Origin of the sequence: Rhizobium sp. PRIMUS64, from assembly GCF_023006465.1 — a bacterium.
GTDB lineage: Bacteria > Pseudomonadota > Alphaproteobacteria > Rhizobiales > Rhizobiaceae > Rhizobium > Rhizobium leguminosarum.
In genome coordinates, this window is sequence record NZ_JALBGX010000067.1 from 16883 (window position 1) to 35951 (window position 19069).

At 61.1% G+C, this 19069-nt stretch carries 18 protein-coding genes, 1 pseudogene and 1 other annotated feature; of the genes and pseudogenes, 10 read left to right on the forward strand and 9 right to left on the reverse strand.

What is annotated here, in order from left to right; all coding sequences use genetic code 11:
• Nucleotides 1–360: 360 nt before the first annotated feature.
• The 3 genes from MOV76_RS23645 to MOV76_RS23655 form a co-directional block, all read right to left on the reverse strand.
• Complete coding sequence (locus MOV76_RS23645) at nucleotides 361–747, reverse strand: GNAT family N-acetyltransferase (protein WP_247265400.1); 387 nt, start codon at nucleotides 745–747, stop codon at nucleotides 361–363.
• Nucleotides 748–1050: 303 nt separating this feature from the next.
• Entirely contained in the window at nucleotides 1051–4035 is a 2985-nt protein-coding gene (gene uvrB / locus MOV76_RS23650; protein WP_247265401.1) for an excinuclease ABC subunit UvrB, read from the reverse strand.
• 263 nt (nucleotides 4036–4298) lie between these two features.
• The gene (locus tag MOV76_RS23655; protein ID WP_247265402.1) at nucleotides 4299–6089 is read right to left on the reverse strand and encodes a glycoside hydrolase family 15 protein; all 1791 of its coding nucleotides are present in this window, start codon (nucleotides 6087–6089) and stop codon (nucleotides 4299–4301) included.
• Between the two features lie 956 nt (nucleotides 6090–7045).
• Here MOV76_RS23655 and MOV76_RS23660 point away from each other — a divergent pair.
• The 3 genes from MOV76_RS23660 (at nucleotide 7046) to MOV76_RS23670 (ending at nucleotide 8415) form a co-directional block, all read left to right on the forward strand.
• Nucleotides 7046–7273: a DUF982 domain-containing protein gene (locus tag MOV76_RS23660; protein ID WP_018242511.1), complete on the forward strand. Its 228-nt coding sequence runs from the start codon at nucleotides 7046–7048 to the stop codon at nucleotides 7271–7273.
• A 156-nt stretch (nucleotides 7274–7429) separates the two neighbouring features.
• Nucleotides 7430–7813, forward strand: a complete 384-nt coding sequence (locus MOV76_RS23665) for a hypothetical protein (RefSeq protein WP_018242510.1) — start codon at nucleotides 7430–7432, stop codon at nucleotides 7811–7813.
• Between the two features lie 224 nt (nucleotides 7814–8037).
• Nucleotides 8038–8415 carry a hypothetical protein gene (locus MOV76_RS23670; RefSeq protein WP_018242509.1) on the forward strand — a complete coding sequence of 126 codons (378 nt, stop codon included), beginning with the start codon at nucleotides 8038–8040 and terminating at the stop codon, nucleotides 8413–8415.
• Between the two features lie 49 nt (nucleotides 8416–8464).
• Here MOV76_RS23670 and MOV76_RS23675 read toward each other — a convergent pair.
• From MOV76_RS23675 to MOV76_RS23685, 3 genes and pseudogenes are all read right to left on the reverse strand, one after another.
• Nucleotides 8465–8714 (reverse strand): annotated as a pseudogene (locus MOV76_RS23675) (GFA family protein); the annotation flags it as partial.
• 14 nt (nucleotides 8715–8728) lie between these two features.
• Complete coding sequence (locus MOV76_RS23680) at nucleotides 8729–9184, reverse strand: DUF805 domain-containing protein (protein ID WP_026188433.1); 456 nt, start codon at nucleotides 9182–9184, stop codon at nucleotides 8729–8731.
• Between the two features lie 135 nt (nucleotides 9185–9319).
• Nucleotides 9320–10087, reverse strand: a complete 768-nt coding sequence (locus MOV76_RS23685; RefSeq protein ID WP_026188432.1) for an adenylate/guanylate cyclase domain-containing protein — start codon at nucleotides 10085–10087, stop codon at nucleotides 9320–9322.
• 233 nt (nucleotides 10088–10320) lie between these two features.
• Between MOV76_RS23685 and MOV76_RS23690 the strand changes: the two genes are divergently transcribed.
• Nucleotides 10321–12537: an adenylate/guanylate cyclase domain-containing protein gene (locus MOV76_RS23690; protein WP_247265403.1), complete on the forward strand. Its 2217-nt coding sequence runs from the start codon at nucleotides 10321–10323 to the stop codon at nucleotides 12535–12537.
• 19 nt (nucleotides 12538–12556) lie between these two features.
• Here the strand turns inward: MOV76_RS23690 and MOV76_RS23695 are convergent, their stop codons facing one another.
• Both MOV76_RS23695 and MOV76_RS23700 read right to left on the reverse strand, forming a co-directional pair.
• The gene (locus tag MOV76_RS23695; protein WP_028733173.1) at nucleotides 12557–13063 is read right to left on the reverse strand and encodes a YHS domain-containing (seleno)protein; all 507 of its coding nucleotides are present in this window, start codon (nucleotides 13061–13063) and stop codon (nucleotides 12557–12559) included.
• A 96-nt stretch (nucleotides 13064–13159) separates the two neighbouring features.
• Nucleotides 13160–13804: an ankyrin repeat domain-containing protein gene (locus MOV76_RS23700; protein WP_247265404.1), complete on the reverse strand. Its 645-nt coding sequence runs from the start codon at nucleotides 13802–13804 to the stop codon at nucleotides 13160–13162.
• Nucleotides 13805–14012: 208 nt separating this feature from the next.
• Here MOV76_RS23700 and MOV76_RS23705 point away from each other — a divergent pair, with 208 nt between their 5' ends.
• The 5 genes from MOV76_RS23705 to MOV76_RS23725 all read left to right on the forward strand — a co-directional run bounded on the left by MOV76_RS23705 (nucleotide 14013) and on the right by MOV76_RS23725 (nucleotide 17869).
• On the forward strand, nucleotides 14013–14801 hold the full coding sequence (locus MOV76_RS23705; protein ID WP_018447205.1) for a thioredoxin family protein: 789 nt from the start codon (nucleotides 14013–14015) through the stop codon (nucleotides 14799–14801).
• Nucleotides 14802–14931: 130 nt separating this feature from the next.
• Complete coding sequence (locus MOV76_RS23710; RefSeq protein WP_018447206.1) at nucleotides 14932–15297, forward strand: DUF4087 domain-containing protein; 366 nt, start codon at nucleotides 14932–14934, stop codon at nucleotides 15295–15297.
• Between the two features lie 132 nt (nucleotides 15298–15429).
• Complete coding sequence (locus MOV76_RS23715; RefSeq protein ID WP_018447207.1) at nucleotides 15430–15807, forward strand: response regulator; 378 nt, start codon at nucleotides 15430–15432, stop codon at nucleotides 15805–15807.
• Between the two features lie 79 nt (nucleotides 15808–15886).
• The gene (locus MOV76_RS23720; protein ID WP_018242499.1) at nucleotides 15887–16138 is read left to right on the forward strand and encodes a hypothetical protein; all 252 of its coding nucleotides are present in this window, start codon (nucleotides 15887–15889) and stop codon (nucleotides 16136–16138) included.
• Between the two features lie 138 nt (nucleotides 16139–16276).
• Nucleotides 16277–16332: a sequence feature (sul1 is cis-regulatory element that is thought to sense ions involved in sulfur or methionine metabolism; They are found in Alphaproteobacteria), on the forward strand.
• Nucleotides 16333–16402: 70 nt separating this feature from the next.
• Nucleotides 16403–17869: a SulP family inorganic anion transporter gene (locus MOV76_RS23725; RefSeq protein ID WP_247265405.1), complete on the forward strand. Its 1467-nt coding sequence runs from the start codon at nucleotides 16403–16405 to the stop codon at nucleotides 17867–17869.
• 73 nt (nucleotides 17870–17942) lie between these two features.
• Here MOV76_RS23725 and MOV76_RS23730 read toward each other — a convergent pair whose 3' ends face one another.
• Nucleotides 17943–18866 carry a LysR family transcriptional regulator gene (locus MOV76_RS23730; RefSeq protein ID WP_130652613.1) on the reverse strand — a complete coding sequence of 308 codons (924 nt, stop codon included), beginning with the start codon at nucleotides 18864–18866 and terminating at the stop codon, nucleotides 17943–17945.
• A gap of 100 nt (nucleotides 18867–18966) precedes the next feature.
• Here MOV76_RS23730 and MOV76_RS23735 point away from each other — a divergent pair.
• The coding region (locus MOV76_RS23735; protein WP_247265406.1) for an NmrA family NAD(P)-binding protein at nucleotides 18967–19069 on the forward strand (103 nt) is incomplete at its 3' end.

Below are 19069 nucleotides of genomic sequence, written 5' to 3' on the forward strand. Positions count from 1 at the left end.
TGCATTCTATGAAAATGAGAAATCCTCAGTAGAACTGTTCTTGCAGCTTCAACGGACGACAACCCCCTGGGGATCTATGCCAATCCCCGAATAAGTTTTCAATGCAAAATTGTGTCTTTTCATTGCTTTTTTAATGAAAAACTAAGGATGAAATACTGAGGAAACGAATTTTAATTTGAGAACTCAAAGCCATGCTTTGGTTTCATAAATAGTATTATCTTTCATTTTCGGGTGGGATGCTCTCGCGAAAATTGTGTTTTCAGCGGGTTCTTCGGTAGGTGCTGCGCCGCGCGACCATTCGCGTCACTATCGCAGGTTGGTGTTGGCTTCGACTTGTTCAGGCTTCCCGCGCGGGAGACCTCACATCAGCTTGATGAGGCCTGCTTCCGTGGGTCTGAAGCCGCAGGCGCGGTAGAAGCCGGTCAGGTGCGGCTCGAAATCGACATGCAGCCATTCGGCGCCCCGCTCCCGCGCAATCCGCGTCGCCTCCCTGACCAGACGCGTCGCGATCCCCTGCCTTCGCATATCAGGGTGAACCGAGGTGTCGAGGATGAAGGCATGGATGCCGCCGTCCCATGCGACGTTGACGAAGCCGACGAGCTGGTTGTCGTGGTAGGCGCCGATAGGGGCGAGGCTGCGGGACAGGATGGGGGTGAATTCGCGCGGGGCGGGCGCGCCCCAGGCGGCGGACCAGAGGGCGTTGAATTCGCCAGCGGAGGGGAAGGGGTCGATGCGGAGTTCTGGCATTGGCGGTTCCCTTCATTCAGCGGAGCATGGCGCGGAGGCCTTCCCGATAACGGGCCACGTCGGCGTCGCGAGCTCATTCCGTCACAGTGACGAGCCGGCCGTCGCGTCGCTCGAATATCCTGTCGCAGAGAAAGTCGATGCCGCGCTGGGCTGGAGCTCGTGGAGGGCCATGTCCGTCTTGTCATAGGCCGGTGGCGAACTTCATCTGTCGCTACGAAGCTGCTCCTTACAATGCGCTGCTGACCGGCCGATACGATGAACCATTTGATCGACGACCAACTGAGTGGCAGACGTTTGGCAGCCTCACCGTCCCGGCCGCCCGGTCTTCCCCTTCGTCCGCCCCTTGCGCTTCTGCTCGCCCGGGTCCTCATAACTGCCCACGCCCGTCTTCCCGCGCACGACCGGCCGCACGTCATCGCGCTCCGGCTGGCCTTCAAGCAGCGGTGAAAACCGCTTCGTGCCCTTGGCGGCTTCCGGCTTTTCCGGCAGCGCCCCAATGACGGGCTTTTCCGTTCGGCCGACGGTCATTTCGTCGAGGTCGTTTTTGCGGAAGAGAGTCTTCTTTGCGGGTTCGGCGATGTCGCGGCCCATCTCGTCCAAGGCGGGCTTGCGGAAGAGGGGGGTGGTGGTGTCGGTGCCTGGCCCCATGTCGTCGATGGAGGGTTTGGCGAAATAGGAGGTTTGCATCTCGGTTGCCGGCTTGGATCCCCGGGTCGAGCCCTGGGTTGACGGAGGAGCGGAGGAGCTGCGCGCTTTCCCTTCCATCGCCTTCGCTTCTTCGCGTGCCATCGGGTCGTCCATGGCGGCGAGTTCCACGGCCTTGAGGCGTTTGATTTCGTCGCGGAGGCGGGCGGCTTTTTCGAAGTCGAGGTCGGCGGCAGCGTCGCGCATGCTCTTTTCGAGCGCGTTGAGGTGGGTCTGCAGGTTGTTGCCGACGAGGTTGCCGCCATCGGCGAAGCCCTTGCCCGAAACGCCGGAGATATCGGCGCGGACGTGGTCGCGTTCGTAGACGGAGTCGAGGATGTCGGAGATCCTGGCCTTGACCGATTCCGGGGTAATGCCGTGTTCCTGGTTATAGATCATCTGCTTTTCGCGGCGGCGGCCGGTTTCCTCCATCGCCCGCTTCATCGAGCCGGTGACCTGGTCGGCATAGAGGATGACCTTGCCGTCGACGTTGCGCGCGGCGCGGCCGATCGTCTGGATCAGCGAGGTCTCCGAGCGCAGGAAACCTTCCTTGTCGGCGTCGAGGATGGCGACGAAGCCGCATTCGGGAATGTCGAGGCCTTCGCGCAGAAGGTTGATCCCGACCAGCACGTCGAAGGCGCCGAGGCGGAGATCGCGGAGGATCTCGATACGTTCAAGCGTGTCGATGTCCGAGTGCATGTAGCGTACGCGAACGCCCTGCTCATGCAGATATTCGGTCAGGTCCTCGGCCATGCGCTTGGTCAGCACGGTGCAGAGGGTGCGGTAGCCCTTGGCCGCGGTTTCGCGGATTTCGCCGAGCACGTCGTCGACCTGAGTGCGGGCCGAGCGGACCTCGACTGGCGGGTCGATCAGGCCGGTCGGGCGGATCACCTGTTCTGCGAAGACGCCGCCCGACTGCTCCATCTCCCAGCCGCCGGGGGTGGCCGAAACAGCGATGGTGTCGGGGCGCATGGCGTCCCATTCCTCGAAGCGCAGCGGCCGGTTGTCCATGCAGGAGGGCAGGCGGAAGCCGTATTCGGCCAGCGTCGCTTTGCGCCTGAAGTCGCCCCGGTACATGCCGCCGATCTGCGGCACGGTGACATGGCTTTCGTCGATGAAGACGAGGGCGTTGTCGGGGATATATTCGAACAGCGTCGGCGGCGGATCGCCGGGGTCGCGGCCGGTGAGGTAACGCGAATAGTTCTCGATGCCCTGGCAGGAACCTGTGGCTTCGAGCATTTCGATATCGTAGCGGGTGCGCTGCTCGAGGCGCTGGGCCTCCAGCAGGCGGCCGGCCTTTTCCAGCTCGGCCAGGCGCAGCCTGAGCTCCTCCTTGATCGACTTGATGGCGCCGTTCAGCGTCGGGCGCGGGGTGACATAGTGCGAATTGGCGTAGATCTTCACCGATTTCAGGTCGCCGACCTTCTGGCCGGTGAGCGGGTCGAATTCGGTGATGGCGTCGATCTCGTCGCCGAACATCGAGATGCGCCAGGCGGCATCCTCAAGGTGGGCGGGGAAGAGCTCGATCGTATCGCCGCGCACCCGGAAGGAACCACGGGTGAAATCCATATCGCGGCGCTTGTATTGCTGGGCCACGAGGTCGGCCAGCAGCTGGCGCTGGTCGAGCCGGTCGCCGACCGACATCTGGAAGGTCATCGCCGTATAGGTCTCGACCGAGCCGATACCATAGATGCAGGAGACCGAGGCGACGATGATGCAGTCGTCGCGTTCGAGCAGCGAGCGCGTCGCCGAGTGGCGCATGCGGTCGATCTGCTCGTTGATCGAGGATTCCTTCTCGATGTAGGTGTCGGAGCGCGGCACATAGGCTTCCGGCTGGTAATAATCGTAGTAGGAAACGAAATATTCCACCGCATTGTCGGGGAAAAAGTTCTTGAATTCGGAATAGAGCTGGGCGGCCAGCGTCTTGTTCGGCGCCAGGATGACGGCCGGGCGCTGCGTCGCCTCGATCACCTTGGCCATGGTGAAGGTCTTGCCGGAGCCGGTGACGCCGAGCAACACCTGGCTGCGGTCGCCATTCTCCAGGCCTTCGACGAGATCGCGGATGGCGGTCGGCTGATCGCCGGCCGGCTCGTAATCCGACTGCATGCGGATGGCGATGCCGCCTTCGGATTTGTGGGGCCGGGCAGGGCGGTGCGGTGTCCAGATCTTGCCGTTCTTGTGCAGCGGATTGCCGCTCTCGATCAGCGCCGACAGCGCCTCGACCGTGGCAGTGACGGCGGTGCCGGCCTGCAGCGACGAGGCTTCTTCCAGCGTCGTATCCATGCCCGACACGGGATTGAGGCCGGCGGCGGCACGTGTCTTCGGGTCGGTCGAGCCGCCCATGGAGGTGCCGCGCGCCGATTTCGACGCGCTGACGCCGCCGTCGCTGGTTTTCGTCCTGGCGGCGATTTCCACCTTCTTGCGATGTTTGCCGGCCTTGGAGGCAATCTGGCGCTGGGTCTCGACGCCCGAGGTTTCGGCATCGGCCTCCAGCTGCTTCACCCAATCGGCAACCGAGCCTGAGAGGGGGGCTCCCTCAAAAGACGATTGAGGGGCTTCCTCGAAGCCATTCGGGGCGGGGGATTTCTTCGGAGATTTGGCCATGGCGCGAATATGGAGAGAGTCAGCGCGAAAGTGAAGAGGGAAAGAGTACAAAAGGGAAACGAATGAATCGTTCGGATTTTTGAATAGTGGGGTGGTGTCTCTTAAGGGCGCTAACCTTGCCTTGGGCAGTGACGGCGACGGCAGCTTCCCCCATTCCTGTGACAAAGTACAGGAATGGGGGTGGAGGGATGTCGCCGCCGCTGCCTCACCACTACGCCAAGTGTTCTTCCGCCGGTCTCCCAATAACCAAGCAGAGCATATCATCAAGCCGAACGCTGGTCCGCCGGCCCCTCCAGCCGCGCGAGGTTCAACGCACTGTTGATCAACCCGACATGGCTGAAGGCCTGCGGGAAGTTGCCGAGCATGCGGCGGGCGGCGGGATCATATTCTTCCGCCAGAAGCCCGACATCGTTGCAGATAGAAAGCAGCCGCTCGAACAGGCGCAGCGCATCGTCGCGGCGGCCGATCATGCCGAGGGCGTCGACGAGCCAGAAGCTGCAAGCGAGGAACGCGCCTTCGCCTGGCGGCAGGCCGTCGTCCACCTCCTGCGTCTCGTAGCGCAGCAGCAGGCCATCGCGCAGCAGCTTGCGCTCGATCGCCTCGACTGTCGCGACATAGCGCGGATCATCAGGCGGGATGAAGCCGACCATGCCGAGATGCAGCAGGCTGGCATCAAGCGCCTTGGAGCCGTAGGCCTGCACGAAACAGCCGAGTTCGGGATCGAAAGCCTTCTCGCAAACCTCGGCATGGATGTGATCTGCGAGCGTGCGCCAACGTGCGGCGGCCTCGGGCTCGCCGTCCGCCTCGGCAATCTGGACGGCGCGGTCGAAGGCCACCCAGGCCATGACCTTCGAATAGGTGAAATGCTGGCGCTGGCCGCGCACCTCCCAGATGCCTTCATCGGGCTCCACCCAGATTTTTTCGAGAAAGGGCAGAATGGCCGCCGCCAGTTCGCGTTCGCGGTGATGCGGCGGAAGCCCGCCCTTGCGGGCCTGCAGTATGGCGTCGGCCACCTCGCCATAGACATCGAGCTGCACCTGTTCGGCAGCGGCATTGCCGATGCGTACGGGTGTCGAGCCCTCGTAGCCACTCAGCCAGGGAACCTGCCATTCCAGCAGATTGCGCTCGCCGGCGACGCCATACATGATCTGCATCTGCGCCGGGGCGCCGGCGACCGCCCGCAGCAACCACTTGCGCCAGGCGCTGGCTTCCTCGTAATAGCCGAGTTTCATCAGGGCGAGCAGGGTCAGCGTCGCGTCGCGCAGCCAGCAATAGCGGTAGTCCCAGTTGCGCGGCCCGCCGATCTTTTCCGGCAGGGAGGTTGTCGCCGCGGCGACGATGCCGCCGGTCGGCATGTAGGTCAGTGCCTTGAGCGTGATGAGCGAGCGTTTGACCTGTTCCGTCCACCGGCCTACTTTCGGGCAGGTCGCGGCAAAGGATTGCCAGAATTCCTCCGTGTCCGGCAGCGCATATTCCACCTGCCGCCGAGCCGGCTGCGGCATATGCGAGGGGGACCAGGTCAGGATGAAGATCTGGCTCTCGCCAGCGGCAACCTGGAAGGAGCCGACCGTGCTCAGGCCGCGGCCTTCGAGCGGGACGGCGCACTTCAGGGTTAGCCTGTCCGGGCCGGCAATGGCGGTGATGCCGCCATCCTCGCCATGCGTGACCCAGGGAACGGTTCGGCCGTAATCGAAGCGAAGGTTGAGCTCCATATCGAAGGCGACAGTGCCGCTCTTGCCCTCGACGATGCGCATCAGATCGCTCGTGCCATCGCGAAGCGGCATGAAGTCGATGAGAACGGCGGTGCCGGCCTCTGTCTGAAACTCGGTTTCGAGAATGAGCGTATCGTTGCGGTAGCGGCGCGTGACGTGGACATTTTCACCTGACGGTGACAGCGACCAGAAGCCGTTATCCTCGGCGCCGAGCAGGGCGGCAAAACAGGCGGGGGAATCGAAGCGCGGAAAACAGAGCCAGTCGATCGAGCCGTTCTTCGAGACGAGTGCGGCGGTTTCGCAATCGCCGATGAGCGCGTAGTCCTCAATGGGTACCGACACCGGAGCCTCCTTTGCATAGCAGTCGGGCTTTTAGGTAGAGGCCGTGCGCGGAGGTCAAGCGCGGAAACTACCGGGGCGGTAGGCGTAGCGGCTATCATGGAAACTCCGGATATCAATTGTGGGAAGATCTCCGACCGCAGCTTTGACTGCCGCGCTCTGACGGATGATATCTGCACGGAGAGCGCGTTTCCCTTGTTCGCCATTGCCCAGGTGAATTCCGACGACCGCCGCGCGTCCGGTCGCCGTCGTGGTCAAGAGCGGACCTCCACTAGCGCCACTGCCGGAATCGCAAAGGTGGCGAAGCTCCGGACCACCCGACGGATTGACCTGACACAGGCTGAGGACGAATTGGTTACGGTCGCTTACGAAGCCGGTAAACCGAGCCGAAAAGCGGCGCGCCCTCAAAAGACGATTGAGGGGCTTCCTCGAAGCCATTCGGGGCGGGGGATTTCTTGGGAGATCTGGCCATGGCGGGAATCTGGAGAGAGTCAGCGCGAAGGGGAAGAGGGAAAGAGTACAAAAGGGAAACGAACTGTGTGTTCGGATTGGTTCAACAGTTGCGAAATTTATGGCGCTGCGAGGTGGAGCGCCCGCCCCGCCCTTCGAGGTGCCTCTGGGTGAGGCTCTCTTGGGCGCTGGCGCGACATTCCTTCAGCGCCGGCTGTTCTGCTACCGCATACTCCGACGCTCCTCATGCTGAGGTGCGCAGCCCGCAGGGTGAAGCCTCGAAGCACGCGCCGCAACGTGGCTGCTGGCGGCCATTGCCTCCCCTGGAATGGATTACCGGCGCCCGTGATGTCCGACCGCGATCATTCGGCCCTGCACTGGAACCGAGATCGGCCTCGCGCAGTTAATTTCCAGTCACTTCACCTCTAGGTGCTACTGCCATTAGCGATCATTCTGCCTTCTGGGAAAACTCCATCTCGATCGACCTCGATACCGGCGAACGGCTGGTTTTGCGCTCACCGCAGGACGCGCTGTATGCACTCGTCTCAGACTGGCCGGTCAATGGCGGCGTCCATCAGCAGAGGGCGATCGATTTCTGCCGCGCCTGGCTTGCCGGGCGGATGCCGGCCGAGACGGTGCGGCAGGCCTTTATCCTGGCGGCGCTGGAAGCCGGGGTGGTGATCAACGATGATGATGAAGATGGTGCCGGAAGCTCTGTTTTGAATCCATCAGTGTAGGTGAGCCAACACTGATATATCCGCGTCACGCAGCGGGTATCCCGCAGCTGCAGCAATTTTCCCATGATGTATTGCAAATATTATTCTCGCTGTGTTTGTGGGAATACACAGCGTTTATTTGCGCTCCGATTCTTTTAGGGACTCAGCTGAATGAAAATGAAAGTCCTTGTTTACGCCGCGCTGCTGGCTCTCGCCGGCTGCAATGCCCCTGTGTCGCAATCTGTTGCAGATTCCCAGCGTCCTCCCTCGAGTGACGTCCGGCAGAATTTCATCAACATCGTGTTCAAGAGAAGCTACAGGCACGAAGCAGGAGAAGTCGTATGGGCCCGCATTTCCAGCGTGGTTCTGCTTGAGCCCGAGAAAAAGACTTATGCTTACTGTGTGCGGGTGGTGCCCAAGCGCAGCTGGGGAGACTGGGCCTATCTCGGCGTCTCCTTCACGGATGGCAAAATATTAGGCGCGACGGCGAATGACGATCGCTGCCGCGACAAGCGGCTGCGCTATTATCCGTTTACCGAGTTGACCGGCATGAAGACCTGACGCAGGGGCGAAGGCTCCGGCCGCGTCGCCGTTCGAGGCTTTGTTGAGCGGCGGCGCGACATGCTTCCAGCGTCCCGAAGGCGCGGCATCCTCCAACCTTCCTCATGCGGAAGTGAGCAGCCCGCAGGGCGGAGCCTCGAAGGACAGGCTGTGACGCTGCTGCTTGCAGCCATCGCCTTTTGGAAAACTCGATCTATCGACCTTGATACAGGAGGTTCAACTGAATGAAGATTAAGTTCCTTGCTTACGCTGCCCTGCTGGCACTGGCCGGCTGCCAAACTGCGACGCCGCAATCCGTTGCAGATTCCCAGCGCCCGCCCTCCAGCGCAGTTCGACGCGAGTACGTCGATGCTCTGCGGGGGACCATTAAACCGGGGAACTTCGTGAAGGCCGAGATTTCCAGCGTGGTTCTGCTTAATCCGGAAAAGCAGATATATGCTTATTGCACGCGAACGACGGAACGTGGCTCCCCAAACTGGTCCTATATCGGCCTGGGCTTGCAACACGACATGATACTGTATCTGAAAAAGAATGACTATCGCTGCCACGACGAACGGTTGCGTTACTATGATTTTCCGGAACTGCGGAACATGAAGTACTGAGGCAGAGACGGGGTCTTCGCCAGCCTCGCCGGTTCCCTTTCGGACGCGATCAAAACCAGAGATCCCTCACACAGCGGCCATGGGAAGAGATGTCGTCGAATGTATCGAGGCCATCGAAATGGTCGATCGGCAGTCGGCGACGAGTTCCGGGGGCCGCTGGTTGACGGCCATGCGGCGGCTCTCCTTTTTGCAGGGGCAGGCCGGGCAGAACAGTATTTCGAGCGACGGGTTTCTTTGCCGGAGTGGGTGTAGGAGGCGGTCTCTAAGCGGACTGCGTATCCCGCAGTCCGCGAGGACCATCGTCACACTTTGCTCAAGCAAAGACGGCTTCCCTGGAATCATCCGCTGTCGACGCCCTGCAGTACCATACGAGGACGACAACCGTTCCAATAGGAAATAATAGTCCAAGAAGCTGCCACCATCCGCTTCGGTTGATGTCGTGAAGGCGTCGGGCGGCCATGGCGATCGACGGAAGAAATGTTGTCAGCGACCAGATCCGGCTCAAAGTTTCGCTCCGATCAACGGCGTACAAAGCGATGGAGACGAGAACGACGAAGAGCGTCGAAAACCAGAATTCCGATCGGCTCGCTCTGCCGCTAAAGTTCACATAGTTCTTGAAAAAGCTTCCGATCGCCTGGCCGAAACCCATGGCCGGCGGTAGGCCGCCGAAGCGGTTCGGCCCGGCTAGCGGTTTTCGGAAGACGAAGATCAACGGCACGCCGATCAGGATCAAGACGATCAACCAGTGCCACAAAGAAAAACTGCCCATGAGATACCCCAGCTGTCAAAACAGCTTAGAGATAAGCGAGGTTTGTTTCCGGAGGATTAACTTGCTTGTAATCCGATGTGTTTGACAATCACAGCGTGAGAAATCGCGGCTGCCATGTTGGGGACGGGGCGATGGTCAAGGTTTTGCCAGCACCTGTGCCCGCACCGGCTGCTCGATGCCCTTCAACGTAAGGACGCGTGTCTCTGAGCCGCCTGTGAGATCCGGAGCCTTCGCCGCGGTTTCGGCCGAGATCAGGATCTCGCCGGCCGCGGCCTGGGATTCCAGCCTCGCGGCCTGATTGACGACGCCGCCGATGGCGGTGAAATCACTGCGGAAGCTCGAGAATTCGCCGATCTGGACCTCACCGGAATGGATGCCGACGCCGACGCCGAGGGTGCGGCCGGGTAATGCCTCGAGCGCCAGACCGTTCAGCGCGACGGCGCAGTTTTGCTGGATTTCCTGCGCGGCCAGGATCGCGGCGCCGGCGTGATCCTTTCTGACGATCGGGAAATTGAAGATCGCCATCAGGCCGTCGCCCATCTGCTTGTTGACGATGCCGTCATGTGCCCAGATCGCCTGCGCGCAGCGATCCTGGAACAGGCTGACGATCTCGCTCAGCTGCACCGCCTCGATGCGCTCAGACAGATCCGTGAAGCCCCTGATATCGGCAAACAGGATGGTGGCGTCGACAGTGATCTGGCGCTGCTTCTTGACATATTGGAAGGAGCGCTCGCAAATCGTGCAGATATCGGGGTTCATCTTGCTGCGGGTGATGCCGAAGGCGCGGAAGGGCAAAGCGAGGGGGCCGCCGATCGGAATCGGCATGTGCATCTGGTCCCAGCAGCCTCGGCAGATCCTTGCGCTGCCATGCCTGGTTGGCTCCGTGGAAGAGGCTGCCGTCATATCTCCAAATCCATCGCTTGAGAGCCAAAAAAAGAAGCTTCCGATACTCGGTTGCTTTTGGCAACTCTCCCAATGATCGAAGACAACGATGGCTTGAAGTATTTCGTCCGGCGCCATCCTTATCGGACAAATCGCCGCCAAGTTGAATATCGTGCGGCGCGGCGATAGCATCGCGATGGAACCTCCTGTAGGATATTGTTAACAATACATTCGCTCTCCAGGAAAGACCGGGGATGGAGCGCCGTCTTGCAGCAATCCTGATCGCTGATGTCGTCGGTTACAGTCGATTGAGCCAGATCGACGAAGAGGGCACCCGCGTGCGTTTTCAGGCGGACCAGAATGATGTCTTCGAGCCGGCGATCGAGCGTCATCACGGCCGGCTGGTGAAAACCATGGGCGATGGTCTGCTGGTCGAATTCCAGAGTGTCGTCGATGCCTTGCGCTGCGCAGTGGAGGTTCAGCAACTGAAAACCACGCAGACTGCCGCGGCGCTGCCTGAGCACAGGCTCGAGTTCCGGATCGGCATCAATCTCGGTGATATCATTGTCGAGGGCGAAGATATCCAGGGTGACGGCGTCAATATCGCCGATCGAATACAGGCGCTGGCGGAACCGGGCGGCATCTCGATATCAGGCACGACATACGACCAGGTGAAATCGAAAATCCCGGTCGGTTTCGCTTCGCTCGGCGAACAGCGGTTAAAGAGCATCACCGAACCGGTCCGGGTCTATCGCGTCCTGCTTGACCCCACTGCTGCCGGCAAAACCCTCACAAACCGGAGGCGCCTGCCGAGACGCCGGCTCTTTGCAGGCATCGCAGCGGCCGTCGTCCTTGCTGTTGCGGGCGCAGCACTCTGGTGGCAGCCATGGATGCCGGCAAAACCGGCGGGGCCCGGTGAACGTTTCGCCTATCCGCTGCCGGACAGGCCCTCGGTCGCGGTTCTGCCTTTCATCAATGTCAGCGGCGATACCGAGCATGACCATCTCGCAGAGGGTCTGACGGACGACCTGATCACCGAATTGTCCAAAGTATCGGGTCTCTTCGTCATCGCTCGCCATTCGGTCTTCGCCATCCAGGACTCCGTCGGCAAGATCCAGGATGTGGCTGCCGAACTCGGCGTTCAGTACGTGCTCGAAGGGACCTTGCAGCGTGCCGGGCCACGACTGCGGATCAATGTCAAACTGATCGACGCGGTCACCGGCTTGTCGCTCTGGGCCGAGCGCTATGATCGCCAATATGCCGACCTCTTCGCCGTTCAGGACGATGTGATCGGCAAGATCATCTCGGCTCTGTCGGTCAAGCTCAGCGCCCGCGAGCGCGATCAACTGGCCCGGATCCCGACCGAAAATCTCGAAGCCTATGATTATTACATGCGGGCCGAGCAGGAGGGCTTAATCTTCAGGGATGTCGACACCTATCGCCGGACCTTGTCCTTCTACCAGAAGGCGATCGACCTTGATCCGGGCTTTGCCAATGCCCATGCGGGAATCGCCCGCGTCGCCGTCGATGTCTGGCGCAACGACTATAATTACCTCTGGTCGGCCGCCGTCGCTCGCAAGATTGCCTATGACGCCGCCGGGCAGGCTCTCAAGCTGGATCCCAGCAATGCCAGGGCGCACACCGTTCTTGCCCTGCTGCAATGGGTGGACGGGCGCGAGACGGAGGCCAGGAATTCCGCCAGCATGGCGGTTGCGATGGAGCCGAACGATGCGGAGGCCGCCGCCAACCTCGCTCTCATCCTGGTCCACACCGGAAGCAGCGGGCAGGCCGTCACTGAGATGGAAAAAGCTTTGCGGCTCGACCCTTCGCCGGCGTCGAGCTTTCAGCTGCTGGCGGGGATCGTCTTTTACACCGCAGGCGACGATCGGCGCGCGATCTCGCTGATAGAGCCGACGCTCGCCGGCCTGCCGAAGGTCGAGCCGGCACGCGAATATCTGGCGGCGGCCTATGCGGATCAGGGCAATGAAACCAAGGCAGCGGCGGAGACGGCAAAGCTGCTGGAACTCTTCCCGGAAAGCAATCTCACCTATTACGGTTATCTCTATGATTACTGGCGGGACGGCGATCTGCAGCGCCATCTGGCCGGATTGCGCAAGGCCGGCATTCCCGAATGGCCCTTCGGTTTTACAGGCAATCAAGCCGACAGGCTCGGCGAGGCAGAGCTGCGCAATCTCGTCGACGGCAAGAGCTGGACCGGCAAACACAAGAACGGCACGGATTTCATCCAGTATTTCGACAAGGCCGGAAATACCGCCTATCGCAGCGCGAATACCAACATCACCGGCATGGTCGAGGTGCGGGGCGACAGAATCTGCGAAAAATTCGACGGCTATTTCCTCGACCGGATGGTGTGCGGATATGTTTACCGCAACACGTCGGGTGAGCAGGGCAACAGGCAGTACATACATGTGACGCCGCGCGCCCTGACATTCTTTTCACCCGCACCCTGAGGGGCCAGGCATGGCGGCTTCATTTCGTAGCCGGTTGCTGCCAGACGGTATGCATCTTCTCCGAAATCAGTGTCTGCTGAACCTCGGACCAATGTTTCTTCGAGTCGGTCACCTTGGTCGGGTTCTTCTCCATGCCTTCTGCAGCCCCGGGATCATAGCTCAGATACAGTTTGCCATCGATGATCCGCCAGGCCTTGGGATCGATATTGGTGGTCACTGTCCCGAAAGACACGCCGTCGGCGCAATAGCCGCCATATTGCGGCGCATATCTGGACGGATCGCCCTTGAAGAGATCGCGATTTCTAGCGCTGGCGAAATACCAGGTCGCGCCAAGCCAGTGGTAGGAATATGTCTCGGATCCTTCGATGGCCTGGTTTTCAGTGAAATAGGCGACCGGGTCATAGCCCTTGATCGCGACATCGCCGAAATAGCCGGTATTGACGAGATCTTCCGCCGCCATAACCTGAGTGAAGGGGGGCTGAAGGAAGGAAAGCAGCATGGCCGCAGCGCCAACAGCCACGCCCATGCGCTTTCCGTATTTTTGCACATGGCCGCATTTTTGCACATGATAAGACATAACAAGCTCCGTTCCCGGACGCGGTCTGTTACCTCAAGCGAAATGCTATTGCCGTTTGGTGCATTCCTTGTAGAGCGGTTCGCCCACAAGCTCGGCTTTCTGGCAAACAGCACCGGCTTCCATGAGTAATTTGGCCGTATCCCAATGCGCCCGCCACCCGGCTTGAGTGAGAGGCGTGTACCCGTTTCTTTCCGTCGCTTCGACATCCGCATTATTGGTCAAGAGAAAAGCCACTATCTCGGTACGGCCTTCTTCGGCGGCGCCGTGCAGCGGCGACATCTGATAGAAATTCTTCCTGTCGTTGACATCAGCTCCCTCTGCGACAAGCAGTTTCACCACCTCCAGATTTCCTCCATAGGCTGCCGCATGCAGTGCCGTCAGCCCACCCTTGTTGCGAACTTCGATGTCGGCGCCGCGATCCAGCAAAAGAGCGACGACATCGGCACGGCCCGCCAATGACGCGATAATCAGCGCCGGCTCGCCCGCCTCATCGGGCTCCGACAGATCGGAGCTCTGGCTCAGCAACTGTGTGACGCGGGCGATATCGCCGTCCTTGGCCGCGTCGTGCAAAGGACCTGCCCATGAGGGCATAACGCCAATGATAAGCGCAGCAACAGTCGCGATAAAAACATTCACGGGCACGATCTCGGTTTGATCAGGGTTCGTATGCGCCGTGTTGCGTTCTAGCACGCGGCCCATTCGTAAACAAGATTACGCTAATGGACGCGCTCCCGGCCAGCACCACGCACGCGCCACGGCTGTGAGCGACGGCTCCAGGGAATACGGTCACACTTGTTACTCCCCCTGTTTGATTTCCGATGCGAAACTATCTCAGACCAATGCGCGATGAACCGGCTTCCAAGCCCGGGAAATCGCCCTAATGAGGAGATTGAAAGCCATGACTGTTTCAGCCGAGAATGGAAAAGGCGGACAAGCCATGCATAAACCACCGGTCGTGTCGCCGCAGGCTTGGGAGGCGGCGCGCGAGCAACTGCTCGTGAAGGAAAAGGCTGAGACCCGCGCCCGCGACGCGCTGGCCGCCGAGCGCCGACGCATGCCGTGGATGGCTGTCGAGAAGGGCTATGCGTTTGACGGACCTCAGGGCAAGGTCAGCCTGCTCGACCTGTTCGACAACAGACACCAGCTCATCCTCTACCGCGCCTTCTACGAGCCCGGCGTGTTCGGCTGGCCAGAACATGCCTGCCGCGGCTGCTCGATGGTAGCTGACCAGGTCGCCCATGTCGCCCATCTCAACGCCCGCGACACGACGCTGGTCTTCGCCTCGCGCGCGCCGCAGGCCGACATTGCACGGCTGAAGGCGCGGATGGGCTGGACGATGCCGTGGGTCACGATCACCGACAGCTTCGACAAGGACTTCGGCGTCGACGAGTGGCACGGCACCAACGTGTTCTACCGCGACGGCGAGCGCATCTTCCGCACCTATTTCATCAACAACCGCGGCGACGAGCAGATGGGTGGCACCTGGAACTACCTCGACATCACGCCGCTCGGACGCCAGGAGGTCTGGGAGGATTCGCCGAAGGGCTATCCCCAGACCCCGACCTACAAGTGGTGGAACTGGCACGACAGCTATATGCCGGACGCCGAGCCCGATAAGAAATGGGTCGAGGTGTCAGATGCAGGAGAGGCGGCGTTTCGGGCCGAGAGCGCAAGCGAGAAATCGTGAGCGCGGCGGATTGCGGCCGGGGAGCTCCGATCCGTCGTGCCGCGCCGCCGAATCTTCGCGTCGCCCACCATAGAGCCGTTGCCTTGCCGCTCACGGCCCATGCATAGTGGCCGGCGACGCGGAGGGGCCGATGAGAAGATTGCATGTGCTTGTTCTGATGATGATTCTGACGCCCGCCGCGGCGCAAGCCGAACAGCGCTGCGGCTGGCTGGATAATCCCGCCACACGAACCTGGTCGCTGAACGATGCCGATGGCGGCTGGGGCATCATGGACAATACAGGCGGTCCCGCGGCTGAGGGAATGGATGAGATTCCCGACCTGACGAACGGCGAATATGTCTACACGAATGCCGGTCACGGCTATGCCTGCGCCTGTATGAACGTCGATACGGATGACGAAGGGGCGATCACCCGGATTCATTCCGTGCGGCAATTGCCGCTTTCCCGATGCCGGAGCGACCGCGCCATCGGCTGGTTCCTCCACAAGGACCAATAGCAGAACCGGTAACGCGGCGCTGCCCGCCGATCGACAAATTTTTCTTCTCAAAGTGGAAACATTCCGGGGACGGTTGCGTTGTACCCGCTACCGGTAGTGCGCCTAACAGCCCGTCTATGAGGAGGCTTATTCATGAAAGTCATGATTGTTGAAGACGAGAATTTTATCGCTCTGGAACTCGAACGCATTGCGCAAGAGGCTGGACACCAGACCATCGGCCCGGTTTCGACGGTGGAGCAGGCTCTCGCCCACGCTCAGAGAAGTGATGTCGCGCTCGTCGATCTCAGTCTCTCCGACGGGCTGAGCGGCGCTCAGCTCGCGCGCCGGTTGATCGACCGACATCGGGTTGACGTCATCTTCGTGACCGGTAGTCCCGAGAATGTCGGTCACGGTATCGAAGGCGCGCTTGATGTGATCTCCAAGCCCTTCACCGATGAGAGGATCGCCAGCGCACTCTCGCGGGCGGAGCAGCGACGCAAAAACTTCGACAGCAGCAAGGCTGCTTTGTGAACAGCAGCAAGCTGCGTTGTGGTAAGAAGGAGATCGACGTCGTTCAGGCCGCTACTGCCTGCCCGAGGAGATAGTCCGGATGAAATACGCGCTCATTGGCGTTCTTTTCGCCCTCTCGGCCTGCGCCAGCGCAGGGGATCCGCAGCCGCTTCCGGGCAGCCTCACCTATGGCGGAAAGGTCCTCCATTCGCCCTATCGTCCGGGAACGGTGGTCAAGAATACCTTTCTTGGCGATTTCGGTTACCGTGTGTTCGAGACCTATGTCGTTCAGCCGGACGGGACGCTCAAGCTGACGTCGCAGAGCACCGGGCCGGACTTCCTCTGGCAGTGAGGGCTCCGCAATCCAGAGAGGCGCAGGCAGCGCGCGCTTTGGGTGTCTGAGGCTGCCCGTCGACTTCTGCGTTTCACATTTCAGCGCAATTGAATGTTGCACTGCGATAAATATCTCGTCTATACATCACGCATTCACCACGGACCCGGTGAGACCCCGGGTGGCTCTTCTGGCCGCCGATCCGCCAGACAACGCAAAACCTGCATGCCATTACGCGACCGCTCGGCAGAGCGGGTCCGGCCGTGCTTTGCGAGAATCCATCCTATGCTGCTTTCCTCCGTCCGTCGTGATTGGTCCGCCAATCCCATGCGCGAAATGCTTGCCGGAGCGGTGGCGACATTCGCTCTGATCCCCGAGGTGATCGCTTTCTCGTTCGTGGCCGGGGTCGATCCCGAGGTCGGGCTGTTCGCCTCTTTCGTGATCGGCATCGTCATCGCCTTTACCGGCGGACGCCCGGCGATGATTTCGGCCGCCGCCGGATCGGTGGCGCTGGTCGCGGCACCGCTGGTGCATGCCCACGGCTTGCCCTATCTCTTTGCGGCCGGGCTGGTGGCGGGGTTAATCCAGATCGCCTTCGGCCTGCTGCGGCTTGGCGTGTTGATGCGCTTCGTGTCGAAATCCGTCCGCACCGGCTTCGTCAATGCGCTGGCTATTCTGATCTTTGCCGCGCAGATGCCGCATATTGTCGGCGCCGGCTGGATGGAATATGCCGTGCTGATTGCCGGGCTTGTCATCATTTACCTGACGCCGCGGATCACCACCGCGATCCCGTCGCCGCTGATCTGCATCCTGATCCTGACCGTCGCTTCGATGGCGCTCGGACTTCCCGTTCTCACCGTCGCCGACCTCGGCAAGCTGCCGGATTCGCTGCCTGTTTTCGGCTGGCCGGCGGTGCCGCTGACGGTTGAAACGTTTCGGATCATCGCCGGACCTGCATTTGCCATCGCCATGGTCGGGTTGCTGGAATCGATGATGACGGCGAGCGTCGTCGACGATCTCACGGATACGCCAAGCTCGAAGAACCGTGAATGCACTGGTCTCGGCCTCGCCAACGCGGCCGCGAGCCTGTTCGGAGGCATCGCCGGCTGCGGCATGATCGGCCAGACGGTGAGCAACGTGAAATATGGCGGGCGCGGCCGGCTCTCCACGCTGTTTGCCGGCGCGTTCCTGCTGATCCTGATGGTGCTCCTGAAGCCGTGGGTGTCGGAGGTTCCGGTCGCCGCGCTGGTGGCGATCATGGTCATGGTGTCGATCGACACGTTCGACTGGTCGTCGCTTAGATCCGTTGTGGTTCATCCCAGGATGTCGAGCGCCGTCATGGTGGCAACCGTCCTCGTCACCGTCTTCACCGCCAATCTGGCGCTCGGGGTGACGGTCGGCGTGCTGCTCAGCGGCGTGTTCTTCACCTTCAAGGTTGCCGGCCTGCTGCGCGTTGACGTGGCGCCCGACCAAGCTGCCGGGCGGTTGACCTATCGCGTGTCCGGCCAAGTGTTCTTTGCCTCCGCCGACGTCTTCGTCGAAGCCTTCGACGTTCAGGACGCGATCGGCAGGTCTGTGCTGATCGACGTGTCCGAGGCACATTTCTGGGACATCACCGCCGTTGCCGCACTCGACAAGGTCGTTCAACGGTTCAGGGCGCACGGCATCGCCGTGGAGGTCGTGGGCCTCAACCAGGCGAGCGCGACCTTGATCGGAAGCCTCGACAGCAAGGTGGTGCTGAAAGAGGTGTGACGGCGCGAGAGCGGGCGGATTTCCTAGAGCATGATGCCGAAAAGTGTGAGCGGTTTTCGGACGACATCCTGGTCTAGCGCGAGACGATCGCGAAATCATCGCCGCCGCCGATTCCCGTGGCGTTCAGCCGTCTGACGGCCAGTTCGATGAATGCCTTGACCAAAGGCGGCAGGTGTCGGCTGCTGGGATAGACGACATGCAAGCCGCCGGCCGGGGTCGTATAGCCGTCGAGAACGCGGCGCAGCCGCCCGTCCTTGATGCAGGCTTCGGCGAATCGGTGCGGCAATTGGGCGATGCCATGGCCGGCGATCGCGGCGGCCATCACCGCCTGCATCTCGTTGGCGGCGAAGCGGCCCGAAACCGCGACCGTTTCCTGACCGTGCGGCCCTTCCAGCAACCATTGCGCATGTGTGGCCTGGCCGGCGATGACGCAGTCGTGGCGGGCGAGATCTTCAGGCACACCAGGTGGGCCGCAGCGGGCGAGATAGTCCGGGTTTGCGCAGAGAAGGCGGTGCATCGAACCGAGTTTGCGGGCCACCAAGGTAGAATCTTCGAGGACGCCGGTGCGGAAGGCGAGGTCTATACCGCTTTCGACGAGGTTCAGCCTGTCGTCGGTCAGGCGCAGCTCGACGCTCGTCTTCGGGTAGCTCGAAAGAAATTCGAAGATCGCATCCTGGAGGAAGTGGCCACCGAAGCCGACCGGCGCCGATATACGGATCGTGCCGGCAGGCTCCGAACGCGCTTCGGCAAGCCGCTGGTTGGCGCCCTCGATCGTGCGCAGCGCCTGGCTGCTTTCTTCGTAGTAGAGACGCCCTGAAGCCGTCAGGTTGAGGCTGCGGGTCGTGCGCTGCAGAAGCCGGATGCCGAGTTCGCGCTCGAGTGCGGCGATACGGCGGCTGACCGTCGTCTTCGGCATGCCGAGCAAGCGCGCGGCGGCGGTGAAGCTGCCCGATTCGACGACGCGGGCGAAAATCATGATATCGTTGAGATCGAGCATTGTATCCTGGTGTGGCACGATGTTTTCCAATTATAGGCCATTATGGTTCAATACGACAGGCCTTACCTCTGCTGCATCAGTCACAACAAGGAGAAGACAGATGAGCAATACACGAAGCGTACTGGTCACAGGCGCCACCGGCCAGCAAGGCGGCGCGGTCGTGCGTGCGCTGATCGCGCGAGGCCACCGCGTCAAGGCAATCA

Bases quoted from the DNA above. Each gene is read 5' to 3' on its own strand.
- MOV76_RS23670 (WP_018242509.1), top strand. From the start codon at position 8,038: ATGAAGATTAAGTTCCTTGCTTACGCTGCCCTGCTGGCACTGGCCGGC.
- MOV76_RS23665 (WP_018242510.1), top strand. From the start codon at position 7,430: ATGAAAGTCCTTGTTTACGCCGCGCTGCTGGCTCTCGCCGGCTGCAAT.
- MOV76_RS23695 (WP_028733173.1), bottom strand. From the start codon at position 13,063: ATGGGCGTGGCTGTTGGCGCTGCGGCCATGCTGCTTTCCTTCCTTCAG.
- MOV76_RS23705 (WP_018447205.1), top strand. From the start codon at position 14,013: ATGACTGTTTCAGCCGAGAATGGAAAAGGCGGACAAGCCATGCATAAA.
- MOV76_RS23685 (WP_026188432.1), bottom strand. From the start codon at position 10,087: ATGACGGCAGCCTCTTCCACGGAGCCAACCAGGCATGGCAGCGCAAGG.
- MOV76_RS23645 (WP_247265400.1), bottom strand. From the start codon at position 747: ATGCCAGAACTCCGCATCGACCCCTTCCCCTCCGCTGGCGAATTCAAC.
- MOV76_RS23690 (WP_247265403.1), top strand. From the start codon at position 10,321: ATGGAGCGCCGTCTTGCAGCAATCCTGATCGCTGATGTCGTCGGTTAC.
- uvrB (WP_247265401.1), bottom strand. From the start codon at position 4,035: ATGGCCAAATCTCCGAAGAAATCCCCCGCCCCGAATGGCTTCGAGGAA.
- MOV76_RS23720 (WP_018242499.1), top strand. From the start codon at position 15,887: ATGAAATACGCGCTCATTGGCGTTCTTTTCGCCCTCTCGGCCTGCGCC.
- MOV76_RS23725 (WP_247265405.1), top strand. From the start codon at position 16,403: ATGCTGCTTTCCTCCGTCCGTCGTGATTGGTCCGCCAATCCCATGCGC.
- MOV76_RS23715 (WP_018447207.1), top strand. From the start codon at position 15,430: ATGAAAGTCATGATTGTTGAAGACGAGAATTTTATCGCTCTGGAACTC.
- MOV76_RS23680 (WP_026188433.1), bottom strand. From the start codon at position 9,184: ATGGGCAGTTTTTCTTTGTGGCACTGGTTGATCGTCTTGATCCTGATC.
- MOV76_RS23710 (WP_018447206.1), top strand. From the start codon at position 14,932: ATGAGAAGATTGCATGTGCTTGTTCTGATGATGATTCTGACGCCCGCC.
- MOV76_RS23730 (WP_130652613.1), bottom strand. From the start codon at position 18,866: ATGCTCGATCTCAACGATATCATGATTTTCGCCCGCGTCGTCGAATCG.